10 protein-coding genes are annotated in these 13,208 nt (G+C 44.0%); 6 read left to right on the forward strand and 4 right to left on the reverse strand.

Annotation, left to right across the window (positions count from 1 at the left end; all coding sequences use genetic code 11):
- Positions 1-470 precede the first annotated feature (470 nt).
- The gene (locus tag QUA90_RS03815) at positions 471-1,364 is read left to right on the forward strand and encodes a DUF2382 domain-containing protein (RefSeq protein ID WP_333443911.1); all 894 of its coding nucleotides are present in this window, start codon (positions 471-473) and stop codon (positions 1,362-1,364) included.
- 295 nt (positions 1,365-1,659) lie between these two features.
- Positions 1,660-2,478, forward strand: a complete 819-nt coding sequence (locus tag QUA90_RS03820; protein ID WP_333322950.1) for an ion transporter — start codon at positions 1,660-1,662, stop codon at positions 2,476-2,478.
- 18 nt (positions 2,479-2,496) lie between these two features.
- On the opposite strand, the gene QUA90_RS03825 is transcribed toward QUA90_RS03820, so the two are convergent.
- Together QUA90_RS03825 and QUA90_RS03830 are read right to left on the reverse strand one after the other, a co-directional pair.
- On the reverse strand, positions 2,497-3,465 hold the full coding sequence (locus tag QUA90_RS03825) for a TIGR03885 family FMN-dependent LLM class oxidoreductase (protein ID WP_333322948.1): 969 nt from the start codon (positions 3,463-3,465) through the stop codon (positions 2,497-2,499).
- A 201-nt stretch (positions 3,466-3,666) separates the two neighbouring features.
- Positions 3,667-4,518 carry a DUF1206 domain-containing protein gene (locus QUA90_RS03830; protein ID WP_333322946.1) on the reverse strand — a complete coding sequence of 284 codons (852 nt, stop codon included), beginning with the start codon at positions 4,516-4,518 and terminating at the stop codon, positions 3,667-3,669.
- Between the two features lie 1,445 nt (positions 4,519-5,963).
- Between QUA90_RS03830 and QUA90_RS03835 the strand changes: the two genes are divergently transcribed.
- On the forward strand, positions 5,964-6,539 hold the full coding sequence (locus tag QUA90_RS03835) for a DUF3611 family protein (protein WP_333081830.1): 576 nt from the start codon (positions 5,964-5,966) through the stop codon (positions 6,537-6,539).
- Positions 6,540-6,966: 427 nt separating this feature from the next.
- Positions 6,967-8,598, forward strand: a complete 1,632-nt coding sequence (locus tag QUA90_RS03840) for an alpha-amylase family protein (protein ID WP_333322944.1) — start codon at positions 6,967-6,969, stop codon at positions 8,596-8,598.
- 24 nt (positions 8,599-8,622) lie between these two features.
- Here the strand turns inward: QUA90_RS03840 and QUA90_RS03845 are convergent, their stop codons facing one another.
- A complete protein-coding gene (locus QUA90_RS03845) occupies positions 8,623-9,588 on the reverse strand; it encodes an S-layer homology domain-containing protein (protein ID WP_333322943.1) in 966 nt (321 codons plus the stop codon).
- A gap of 50 nt (positions 9,589-9,638) precedes the next feature.
- On the reverse strand, positions 9,639-10,562 hold the full coding sequence (locus tag QUA90_RS03850) for a DUF2382 domain-containing protein (RefSeq protein ID WP_333322941.1): 924 nt from the start codon (positions 10,560-10,562) through the stop codon (positions 9,639-9,641).
- Positions 10,563-11,052: 490 nt separating this feature from the next.
- On the opposite strand from QUA90_RS03850, the gene QUA90_RS03855 reads away from it, so the two are divergent.
- Positions 11,053-11,664 carry a hypothetical protein gene (locus tag QUA90_RS03855; RefSeq protein ID WP_333443914.1) on the forward strand — a complete coding sequence of 204 codons (612 nt, stop codon included), beginning with the start codon at positions 11,053-11,055 and terminating at the stop codon, positions 11,662-11,664.
- A gap of 406 nt (positions 11,665-12,070) precedes the next feature.
- Positions 12,071-13,192, forward strand: coding sequence for a hypothetical protein (locus QUA90_RS03860; protein WP_333443916.1), 1,122 nt, complete (start codon positions 12,071-12,073; stop codon positions 13,190-13,192).
- The last annotated feature ends 16 nt before the right edge of the window (positions 13,193-13,208 follow it).

The raw sequence follows: 13,208 nt of genomic DNA on the forward strand, positions 1-13,208 counted from the left end.
GTACAGGACTGCCCGCCCCGGCGTCCGCTCTCAAATCAACAATCGCTGCTACTAAATTATCGCCGCTTTTTGGCAAATTCAATTTATTAAAACAACATTACTTTTTTGAATATCTTTCGTTCCCTGGTTAGGCCGGGGAATTTGTTTTTATTAGTTATTACTCATGAGTTATCAGTTATGGAAAATTGCTGGCTGAAGAGGCGGCATTGCATATATTCATAATAATATTTAAACATAGGGAGTAGTATAACAAAGGCAAAGTTGTTCAAAGTTCAAATTGCGAAACTTGAGGGAGCGGAAGATGGATAAAAAATGAGAATTCATCTATCCAGAGACAGAAAAAAATTAAAATAAATATACTCATCGTACTATTCTGTTTTATTTAATACTTCATAAGAAGGAAGCATCAAATTTGAGTTATATCTAAAATGGAGGCATAAGTTGATGTAGATAGAAAGGGAAGGATTCCTATGTTACTTTACAAAATTGAAGATTTTAATCCCCACTACCGCGAAGCGGCTTTTAATGGCGAAGATATCAAAGGCCTGGATATCTATGCTGGAAATACAGATGAGAAGATTGGCTCCATCGATACCGCGCTAGTTGATGAGACAGGACGTTTCCGATATTTTGTTGTTGACACAGGTTTCTGGATTTTTGGCAAGAAGGTATTAGTTCCAGTTGCTCTTTGTCGAGTGGATGTTGATGCAGAGCGCATCTACGCGACGGGTTTGAGGAGTAAAGACCAAGCAGAAAGACTACCCAAGTATGAAGATGGGATGGTGGTTGATTACGATTATGAAGAACAAGTGCGGGGTGTTTATCGTACTCTAACGGTAGAAGGGTCTGCACCTGTAGAAGCATCATTGCCTTTAGAGGCATCTGCACCAGTTTCTATGCCGCGTTCTGTCTCTAACCAAGCTAGCGCTGCTGGTTATGACCGCAACACCTACACTTACGAACAAGAGCCTCAATTGTATCAGATGAACGAGCGCGAGCATCACAAATTTAGACTCTACGAAGAACGACTGGTTGCAGAAAAAAGCCGTCACAAAGCTGGCGAGGTAGCAATTGGCAAGCGAGTTGAAACCGAAACCGCACGAGTTTCAATTCCCACAGAAAAAGAGCGAGTTGTAATTGAAAGTATAACTCCAGGAACGGCAGGTGCACCCGTAAATCGGGATACTCCATTCCAGCAGGAAAAGGTGATGCGTATGGAAGTTTACGAAGAAACTGCTGAGCTAAAAAAAGAAGCTTTTGTGCGCGAAGAAGTTAACATCAGGAAAGAAGTTGAAACGGAGATTGTTGAGGCAACGGAAACACTGCGTCGTGAAGAGTTGGAGGTGAAGAGGGAAGGGCGTTAGAGTGCGAATGAATTGAACAAGGTTTTGTAGTGGCGCTGTCTTCGCCCACATGAGCTGGGTCAGCTAAAAAGCTGGTAGGATACTTTGTTTTTAGGATGGTTTGGTCCAAGGGGTGCGGCAGCGATTTTCTATGCCATGCTGGGGCTACGTAAAACGGGATTAGAGTTAGCTTGGGTCATTAGTAGCCTAATTATTTGCGCGTCAATAATCCCCCACGGCTTTACTGCTGTGCCGTTGGCGAAAGCTTATGCTAAAAGGCAGCGTAAAAGACAACTTCTAATGATTTGGTAGGTAGATGAAGACCCCCAACCTGGCAGAAAAACAAGCCATAGAACAAGAACAAAGCGAGATTTTCCAACAGCTAGAAGATTGGCTGGAAGCTCCCATGCTGGTGCTGGCATTTGTGTGGCTAGCCCTCTTTACTATTGAATTAATTTGGGGATTAAACCCAGTGCTAGAAGTCGTTAGCACTACTATTTGGATTATCTTTATTGCAGATTTTATAGTTAAATTTGCCTTGGCTCCCCGCAAAATTTCCTATATCAAAAGCCATTGGATAACGGCTTTTTCTCTGCTGTTGCCTGCTTTGCGTACCTTGAGGATTGTACGAGTTGTGCGAGCATTCAAAACAGCACGGGCTGTGCGAAGTTTGCAGTTGTTGCGAGTTATGACTGGTACGAATCGAGGGATGCGGGCATTAGCTGCGAGTGTTAGCCGTCGCGGATTTGGTTATGTCGTAGGACTAACGATAATTATTACCTTGGTAGGTGCAGCAGGGATGTATGCTTTTGAAAAAGATGTCGCCGATGGTTCCTCCGGGTTAAATAATTACGGCACAGCCTTATGGTGGACGGCTATGCTAATGATGACAATGGGTTCGGAATATTGGCCCAAAACGCCAGAAGGTCGCATACTTTGCCTTGTTCTGGCACTCTATGCGTTTGCGGTTTTTGGTTATGTAACTGCGACCATCGCCACATTTTTTATTGGTCGCGATGCAGAGGATGACGAAGCAGAATTAGCAGGAGCGAAATCAATTGCAGCACTTCAAACTGAAATTGCTGCCTTGCGGGCTGAGATTCAGCAATTATTAAATCAGAATTCAAAGTCTTGAATTAGGTAGATGCCAAGATCAAGTTTTGGTCAGCGCTGGCACTACTTTTTCGCCAAATACCTCAATAAACTGCTCTTGTTCTCGGTTAACGTTGTGCAAAATTAGTTCATCAAACCCCAATTCAATATCTTTTTGCAACCACTCAATATGCTGCTCTTGGTCTGCCGATATCCGGACGTGTTGATATAACTCCTCTGGTTGCACAAACTCCCCGGCGGCATCAAATTGATCGGGTGTTATCAGTTCTGTCAACATTTTGCTTTTGAAGATGTTACTACGCCATTGATCATGAGCGCCTTGTAGTGCTTTCTGTGCATTACTGTCATAGGAAAGCTGCACTTTCAAAATCATTGGTTTCCCTTCTCCACCACCGCGACGAAACGCATCGACGACTTTTTTTAACTTTTCAGGTGGGCGAGAAGTCGTAATTAATCCATCAGCCCAACTGCCCACCCATTCTGCGGTTTCTGGGGTAACTGCGGCGCCGATAATTAATGGGAGAATTTCCGGGCGGGTATAGAGTTTTGCATCTTCTACGCACACTAAACCGCGATGGGTGACGGTTTCTCCTGCCCAAAGGGCGCGGATAATATCGACACATTCTTTGAGGCGCGCGTTGCGATCGCTCTTAGTAGGCCACTTATCCCCAGTAATATGTTCATTCAAGGCTTGACCGCTGCCAACCGTTAGCCAAAAACGATTGGGAAACATTTCTGCCAACGTTGCCGCAGCTTGGGCAATAATAGCCGGATGATACCGCTGTCCGGGAGCGCAAACAACTCGATAGGAAAGCGTTGGCGTTGCTTGCATTGCTGCACCCAACCAAGACCAAGCAAAACCACTTTGTCCTTGCGCTTCACTCCAAGGATGAAAGTGATCGGAAGAAAGGGCATGGGTAAAGCCAGCTTCTTCTGCCATTTGGACATATTTCAGCAATTCGCTGGGCTTAAACTGTTCGTGGGAAGCGTGATAACCAATTTGTGCCATAAGTTTTTAGGAGTTTTGAGTTGAGTAGGGGCGGTGCCTTCGTGTCCGCGCTGAGTTTTGAGTTAAAATATCCAGACTTAAAAGCAGGTGATTTAACCAGGACGGCTAGTAAAAGTTTTGAGTCTTGAGTTAGATAAGTTTTTAATTCACCCAAAATAATCTTGGACTCAAAATTCATAACTTTCTGTATAACGAGCAAGCTTATGAGTGGAAAATTCGCCGATAGCGAGCTTCAATTACCGAGTAGATGCCATAGGCAATTAAACCCAAAGGTACTAGAGCCAAAATCGCTGGACTAAAAGGCTGTTTTGCCACAATTGCCAACACCTCGCCCAATCCCTTGGTTTGACTGGCATCCGATAGCCTTGCTGCTTGAATTAAGAAAAAACCAATTATAACGAAAACAATTCCACGGGCAGCAATTCCAAATCGACCCAACCGTGTCGCCCACTTTTGCTCGGTTGGACTCATTTCATCTAGCTTGAAATGGCGGCGAAATTTGGCTTTATATGCTTCGTAGAAATAAGAAAAGCCTACACCAATAACAATTGATCCCGCCAATCCTACCAACCATTGTCCAAACGGTTGCGCTAAAATTTGGGCTGTCAAATCTTCGGTTGTATTGCTATTACTACGGCCCGAACCCATTATCAGTTTTACAGCCGTTAAAGCCAAACCTGCATAACCTAAAGCACTTAAGGCGTAGCCAATGCGTTGGGCAATTCGCTTGGCATCCATTTTCTGTCCTTGGTGTTCTGGGTCGAGAATTGTCTGAACGATACGCCAAAGGGCATAACCAATAATGCCAATCGTTACCAGAAATAGCAGAAATTTACCGAACGGTTGGTTAACAATTTCTGATAATGCACCGCTAGTATCCGTTGTCCTGCCGCCCATACTAAAGGCTGCTTGTGCTGCTAGAAAACCGACAATAAAGTAAACTAAGCCTTTGGAAGCATATCCCAATCTTGCCAGTCGCTCAAACCAGGGATGAGAAGCTGCCTGTCCAATTGAGTCTTTAATGCTGTCGGTGGGTGAGTTGTCCCGTTTCATATTTTTTATACTTTAGTTGTTAACGACTGCTGGCATAGGCAATGCTGCATTCCTTTCCAGTTACCTGAGTTCTTAAACAAACGATTTATATTATCATTTATTAACTTAATAATTAGCTTATTTAGAGATTTTTTTCATCTGTCTTGAGCGGGAGTGTCAGCGGTTGATTGAGTGGTGATAAATTTCACATTTATTAGCCTTGACAAATCTCGCTTTATGGGCTAAGAGATAGCTTCCCTGATGGAGCAGTAGACCAGCAGTCTAGTATATCTTTGATTCAAACTTCTTTAACCAAAGTTTAAATAACAATTAGAATGGGTGGCGCTGAAAATAATCCCAAAAAAACCAATAAAAATTTAAATGCTGTCTAGAATGCTAATGTGTAATTGGAAAGCAAATATCCCTGCTTTTTCATAAGGATAGGGGTGACCAAATTTCCTGCTGCACTTTGTTTAATTAGGAAATATAGCAACAACACCTCACCTGTTTTCCAATGCTAATCTAATAAAAGCAGCCCTGCTAAAATTACGCTTAAAAATTCGCCGATATAGGGAATAAAAGCGCATATAAATGCCACAACTCCGTTGAGACAAAGCAGTATCACTTGCCCAACAAAGCAATAATGGTTGTAATATACAAAGCGTAAATTATTGAATTTATTACTGCCTCCCCGAACTCGCGGGGAAGGTTGGGGTGAGGTAAAATATTTATGACTACTGCAAGGATTGCTATAACAGATTAATATGCGAATTTGTTCACCTAAAAATCGTTTTAATTTGTTGGGTTAAATGGTCAATACTCGGAAGGTGATAAAAAAATGTCCGGGTAATCTTGCTTGCAACGAATAGCTCCCAACTCGCATATGAATAGTTGGGAATCTGGAATAGCTGCCCTAACTAGCTTATGGATGTTGTAAGAATGGATGCGCCCCAGTGTGGCTGTTGGGAATCAAGCATCGATCGCCAATAGTGCGATCGATCGCACTTAACTCAAAGCTGTATCATAACTTTTTCCTCAATCATCTTCCATCAGGGGGATATTTTCTTATGGCATCAGACAGATGGCAAGGTCTGGCTAGTTAGATTAAATGGAGATAGAAGCAAGATTTTGAGATGGTGAACAGAAACAAGAGACGTTTTGCCTAAGTCGATTTTTAAGACTCTAAATCCCCAGTGTCGCAAGAAGTTGATTGTTCAGAACCGGGAGGATTTGAGGAAAATCCAATCAACCACAACGGCAGTGGCTGTGTTGAGTTCAACCTTTTATTTACCGGAAATTGCCGAATTCGGTTCCCAAACATCCGGCATCCTGTCCTGCCCTTAACTGACTTTTCAGGAAAACTCTAATAGCTAACCACAAGGCGATCGCTTGCGACAGGAAGACAAGCAGAACCTATTTCTTACGTCGTTTGCTTTCACGATCAATTCAGCAATAAGGTGTATATAATGAATCAACTTAATCAACCAGAACCCTTGTCGCAACCGCTGACCCAAACTGAATTCGTCGCAACTTTTCGCTTGTTTAGTAGATTTAGCTTCTGGATACAGTTATTCTTGGGTGCTGTTTCCGGCATTGTTTTATTATTTGCTATGTTGGGTCGCAACATGAGCGAACAAACCAATAATGCAGGTATTGGTTTCGGGGTATTTTTAGCAATAGTTGGTCTGTTATTGCTGTGCTTTAGAATATTTTGGGACTTTCGCTATAGGCTTTTAGGCAGACTTTTGCACGCCGAAAATTCCCAGGTCTATCCCAGCAAAGAACATATTACTCACACCTTACGGATTGGATTAGTTTCTAGTTTGGTGGGGGTATTAATCGCCTTTGTTGCTTCTGAAGAAACAGTTGCTTTAGTCCTCGCAAAAACTCTTAGTCAGCCCCAAGCGATGACAGCTTATTCGCCAGAAAATGTGATTCGTTCCCTAGATATTTTTGTGACGATGGCAAACGTCAATCTGATTGGCGCTCACTTTTTTGGAGCTGTTACTTCTCTTGGGTTACTCAATTGGGTAGAGGAGTAGTTGGCAGCATTGGCGATCGCTAAAGGCAAACACAACTCCTATGCCGTCAGCACTTACAAGCGCTGGCAGATTTAACTAATGTTTATGCTGGTGCACTGTCTTGGCGAAAGAGAGCGAAGGCAGTGCAGCTACAAGCTAAACTAATTGGCTATTTGGATGAACATCGAATCGGAAATTCCTAGCGATCGCTCCTGCTAACTGTAGTCAGCCGGATCGACCGTTTTTTAATTGAAAAAACGTAATGTATTATCTTGATAGATGTTTAATATACCGTTATATTGATATATTTTTAAGGGGTACAAATACGACTTAGAATTATCTTCCGAAGGATGAGCTATAGCCGTGGAATTCAGCTTGCTCAATAGCCCTGTGGCAGTTTCTGAACACAGCCATGTTACACCGTTTCTCTATTAAGAAATTTACTGATATGAAAGACCTCTGGTATAAAAACGCAATTGTCTACTCCCTCGATGTTGAAACCTTCATGGACTCGGACGGCAATGGTGTCGGCGACTTTCAGGGACTTATCAACCGCCTAGACTATTTATCCGGGCTAGGAATTACTTGTTTGTGGTTGCTGCCGTTTTATCCTTCCCCTAACCGGGACAACGGTTATGACGTGATGGATTACTACAACATTGATCCGAGACTCGGAACCCTGGGAGATTTTGTCGAGTTCATGCACCAAGCAAGGGAACGAGGAATTCGCTTGCTCATCGATCTGGTAGTAAATCATACGTCCAATCAGCATCCTTGGTTTGTGGCAGCCAAAAGCGATAAAAACTCCAAGTATCGCAATTACTACGTGTGGTCAGAAAATCCACCCAAAACTGATCCAGAATTGCTGGTGTTTCCCGATGCTGAGGACAGTATTTGGGAGTACGACGAACAAGCAAACGCTTACTATTTGCATCACTTCTATAAAGAACAGCCAGATTTGAATATTGGCAATCCGGCGGTACGAGAAGAAATCTGCAAAATTATGGGTTTTTGGCTAGAACTGGGTGTGTCTGGATTTCGCATTGATGCTGTTCCCTTTTTAATTAAAGGAATTGGCATTGAAGGTGCAGACCCCGAAAGCCTGCGAGGTTTCTTGGAGGAAATGAGAGATTTTGTGTCATCGCGTCAGGGTGATGCAGTGTTGCTGGCAGAAGCAAATGTCGATCGCGATCAAATTCCTGTCTACTTTGCTAAGGGCGACAGAATGCACATCCTGTTCAACTTTTTGCTGAACCAGCATCTGTTTTTGGCCTTGGCGCGTCAAGAATCCACAGCGCTGCGCGATGGACTAAAAACCTTACCGGATATTCCTGATATTTGTCAGTGGCTTAATTTTGTGCGCCACCATGATGAACTGACGCTAGACCGCATTACTTCATCGGAACGAGAGGAAATTTTTGCAGCGTTTGCCCCTGAGAAAACTATGCAAATTTTCGGGCGCGGGATTCGTCGTCGCTTACCACCGATGATGGGAGGATCTCGCCGCCGGATTGAACTAATCTACAGCTTGCTGTTCACCCTGCCTGGTACACCCATGCTGCGCTATGGCGAAGAAATTGGCATGGGCGATGACCTTTCGCTGGAAGGTCGAGACAGCGTTCGCACCGTGATGCAATGGTCAGATGCACCGAATGGTGGCTTCTCGACGGCTGCAACTGATACTCTTGCCAGACCTGCGATCGCGATCGGAGAATACGGTTACAAACAAGTCAATGTCGCCGCAGCGCAGCGCGATCCTGCCTCATTAATTAACTGGATGGAACGTGCAATCAGCATCCGCAAGCAATGTCCTGAGTTGGGTAGGGGCAAGTGGCACATTCTGGAAACCGACTCTCCCTCGGTGTTAGCCCACTGCTGCGAGTGGCAAGGCAGGACGGTGATTGCTGTCCACAATCTAGCCGACAAACCTTGTACCGCTACGCTCAAATCTCACGAATACAGCAATCTGTGCGATTTATTTGGCGATCGGCTCTATGAATCTCTCGGTGCCGACTCGCTCTCTATTCCTTTAGAAGCCTACGGTTATCGCTGGTTTCGAGTCAATAGAATTCTAGGGTAAAAAAAGTTAATTTTGAGGGAAGAACTAGCGACGTGGACTGTTAGGAATGTACTTAGCAGCGTTCTTGTCTGGAAGCGGTTCTATCTGACCTTGATTGACCAAAGCTTGATGAATTAGGGCAGTAGCACTACCCCGACTCAGCAACTCGTTCGGATTAAGAACTCTGGGATCTGGATAGTTGACCACTATCTTTGCCTTTGTCGCTGCTGCCACGGGTTCAACCGCATATTTAGGAAGTTTCTCGGCATCTTTATAATACGAATTGAGAAAATCTAATGCCGAATTTTTAGCAGGCGCAGTTGCAGCTTTTGTCGTTGTTGGTAGAACAGTCTTAGCCGATTTAGGTGCGGGCGCAGCCGCAGGCTGCTGTCTTGCCACTAGAGGTAATAACGGCTGCATCAAAACAGTCGCTGCAAGGGGAAATGCCAAACGGTTCCTAGCAATTCGACGTTTATTTACTGGAGTTGGGCTTGCTGGAGTTGCAGCAGCTTGATCAATTTTGACAACAGGGGGATTGAAATCCATATTTAAACCCCTCATTAACACAACTAATGCTTGTGCCTTAGTCAAGGGCTGCTTCGGACGAAACTCATTTCCGGGAAAATCATTCATAAATCCCGTTTCATAAGCTTCTTGAATCGGAGTTTCTGCCCAGTAGTTTTTAGGCACATCCTTAAAGTAACTTCCACTCGGTATCTTTCTAACGCTTGCTCGATTAAAAGCTTGGCGGATCATCGCCGAAAATTCATCCCGATCTACAGCCTGTTTGGGCCTAAAAGTTCCGTCTAGATATCCGGTAACAATCTCTTTTTCAGCTAAGGAATCAATAAACGGACGCGCCCAGTAATTCGGCGGGACATCAGGAAATTTCGATTTAGCTTGTTGAGCAGCAACTTGCTGGGAACTTAGCACAAAGCCAGTCCCACTGATACTAATGGCTAAAGCTAAAAAGGCTACGCTGATTGACGGTAAATGCCTGCGATCAGACATGATAAATATCCTCCTGATTTTTACATTTTTAACGAGACTATTTGGCTGAGTTAAAGCGGATTACGTTTTTTTATATCCGATTCCCCTTCTGTTTTTACAACATCTAACTCTTCGCGACGTACTGTGTCTGTTGCCTCAACCGTATCTTGCTCAACTTCTTTTCTGATTTGCACTTCCTCGCGCACGAACGCTTGCTTTTGGATATTCACACTTTCTTCGTAGATTTCAAAATGTGCCATTTCTTCTTGCTTAAAGGCGGTATCTGGGGTTACTCGACTCCCTGCATATTCTGGAGTTGTGTGCTCAATCACAATTCGCTCTTTTTCTACAGGAACTTCCAGTTTTACCCTTTTGGTTTCAACTTGTTTGCCAATTATTACCTCGCCTGTTTTGCGACGGCTTTTATCTGCAACTAATCGTTCTTCGTACAGTTTGAGTTTTTGATGATCCTGTTCGTTCATCTGATACAATTCGGGTTCTCGCTCGTAAGTGTAGGTATCCCGGTCATAAGCAGGATTACTAGCTTGAGGCGAGACCGAATGTGTTGTAGAAACTCGAACAGGTGCTTCTAAAGGTAATGATGCTTCTACTGGTACAGACGCTTCTACTGTGGAAGTTCGATAAATACCCCGCACTTGTTCTTCATAATCGTAATCAACTGCCATCCCATGCTCATACCTGGGTAGTTGTTCCACTTGGTCTTTACTCCGCAAACCTGTAGCGTAAACACGCCGCCCATTAAAATCAATGCGACAAAGAGCGATGGGAAGTAAAACTTTTTTGTCAAAAATCCAAGAACCAGTCTCTACCACAAAATAGCGGCAACGTCCTGTCTCATCTACCAGCACAGTATCGATCGTGCCAATTTTATCATCGGTACTTCCGCCATACACATCCAGTCCTTTGATATCGTCGTCCTCAAAAGCGGCTTGGCGGTAGTTGGGACTAAAATCCTCAATTTTGTAAAGTAACATAGTTGTTTCCTGTACCTATCTACATCAACTTGTGTACCTACTTTAGATAGATATCAGCTCTAATACTTCCTTCTTATGAATGATTCAGCAAATTGAAAATCATCAAGATAGCGATATTTTTTTATATTTTTCTATCTTTAGGTAGATGAATTTCGATTTCCTGTACTCAAGGGGGTAAATTTATCTAATCATTCGTAGGTTGGGTCGAGCCAAGCTACAACGTTTCTGCCAGCAACTCTCACAAGGATTTATTAGGTTTTACGATCACCTTAACTAGGGGATATCCTACAAAATTAAGGGCCTCTCTAAACGAGCTGCTGGTTTTTTTTAAAGGAAGTTGCGATTTTATAAGCGAAGTTACTACTTTTGATATTTAAAATTTTCAACTTAAAAATATTATGCCCATCGGTAGATATTCTGGTAATGATGATTAAGTAAACTTAAATTACCTTCAAGAAAAAAAATGACGTAACGCAGGGGTTAATCTTTTATGACTTATCCAGATCGATCGGGCAATCCACTCACTGAGCCTACAATCGTCAATCCGCTGGTGGATTACCACGATCAAGTGAGGTGGGGGCCAATTTTGGCAGGAATTGCGATCGCTCTGGGCACTCAACTACTTTTAAGCGCTTTGGCAATGGCGATCGGATTAAGCGCCGGTGCAACAGGCGCAGATGCAGGTTCCGTTGGTCTTGGGGTAGTAATTTGGTCGATTATCAGTTTGCTGATTTCCCTATTTTTGGGCGGTTGGGTGATGGCTCAAAGCTGCGGCCCTATGACCAAGAAAACAGCATTTTTGAATGCAGCAATTCTTTGGGGAACTACATTAGCACTTAGTGCTTGGTTATTAGCAAGCGGGATATCGGGTGCTGTTGGTGCTGCCGCTGCTAATGCTGGAGAAATTGCTAATCAAGTACAACAACAGGGCGGCGTTAATATACCGAATCAAGCGCCGAATGTAGACCCAAATCAAGTCCGCGATATAGCTGGTAATACAGCTAAAGCTACTTGGTCATTTCTACTTGGATCTTTGCTGAGTTTGGCAGCGGCAATGAGTGGTGCTGCTCTTGGCGCTCGCAAACCTCGCGTTTATGCTTGATTAGCGATTATAAAACCAGAAAATTCAACAAGCACAGCAGCGAGTCGAATGATTTTATACCATTGTGATGATGATTCATCCTTTCTTGGAGAAGATGAACGAGCTAAAAACCTTTTCTAAGGTTTTGGCATAGAGATTGAAAAGGAGATAAAGCGATGCAAGAGCAGAGGATATGGCAAAAATATACAAGGTTAACAAGTTCGATTTTGTTAACGGCAACGGTTTTAGTTGCTCCCTCCTTCGCCGCTAATACAAACGATGGGGAAAGCCTTGGAGTCGTCGCGAATGGACGAAGAGTGACGATTGAAAGTATAGGAACGGATGGTTGGGTGCCCATTACAGTGCCTCTGAGAGGCTACGTCCAAGCAGAAAACCTGGCGTATTGTAGTTAATTGAAAAAACAGTGATGGATGACCAATCAAACCCAAAAAAAGAAACTAATTCACAGCACAAGTCTGATTTGTTAAATTTCATTGCCCAGACAACAGAATCTGCACTGAATACAGGCAAAGCGGTTGTTGACACAGCAGTTGATTTGGGGGAAGCTGTTGCTAAACAAACTTATCGATTGATTGGACAAGCGACGCAAGGAACCGGAGATGCGGTAACTTATGTTGGCAATCTTCCCTTTGTGAAACAAGTGGCAGGGGTACTCAGGCTTGATTGGTTAGTTGGAGTCAGCGATCGCATCGACTTAGCTAAAGCCGAAGCTCAAGTCAAGGAACTCCAAGAAAAGTATCCCAATGAATATCCCAGCGAAATTGCCCATCGCATTATGGTGGAAAAAGCGATCCACGCCGGTGGTGTCGGATTTGCTAGCAGCATTTTACCCGGTGTCGCGGCTGCACTGCTGGCGATCGATCTAGCGGCGACTACTGCGATTCAAACCGAAATGGTTTATGAAATTGCCGCCGCTTATGGGATGGATTTGCAACAGCCAGCCCGAAAAGGCGAGGTTTTGGCAATTTTTGGGTTAGCGCTAGGCGGTAGCAACGCCATGAAAGCTGGTTTGGGCTTTTTACGCAACGTACCGCTGGCTGGCGCGATGATTGGTGCGAGTACGAATGCGACGATGCTGTATGCGCTGGGATATGCGGCGCGCCAGTTTTACGAAGCCAAAGTCAGGGAAGAGACTGAAGAACCTGGAACCGAAACGCTGCAAGCGATTCAGCAACAAAGTGAGAAATATCTCGATGTGGCGATCGCCCAGCAAGCAGGGATGGATCAAATTATGGTTCACATGATTTTGGCAAGTTATCCCAACAAAAACTGGGAAGATATTCTGCCAGAATTGAAGGCATTGCAATTAAATGCCGATTCTCTCCAAAGGATTGCTGCTAACATCAAGTCCCCCAAACCATTGGGTGCATTGTTAGAGGAACTTAACCCGGACTTTGCAGTACCGCTATTAGCTCAATGCCGTCGCATTGCCGACAATAGCGGAGAGCTTTCCGAAGCAGAACAGAGGGTGCTGGATGCGATCGCACAAAAACTCAACGGTCAAGATGTGGCTTCGATATCCACTTGAAAAAAATTGTTGGTGC

It is taken from the genome of Microcoleus sp. D3_18_C4 (assembly GCF_036702355.1).
Lineage (GTDB): Bacteria > Cyanobacteriota > Cyanobacteriia > Cyanobacteriales > Microcoleaceae > Microcoleus.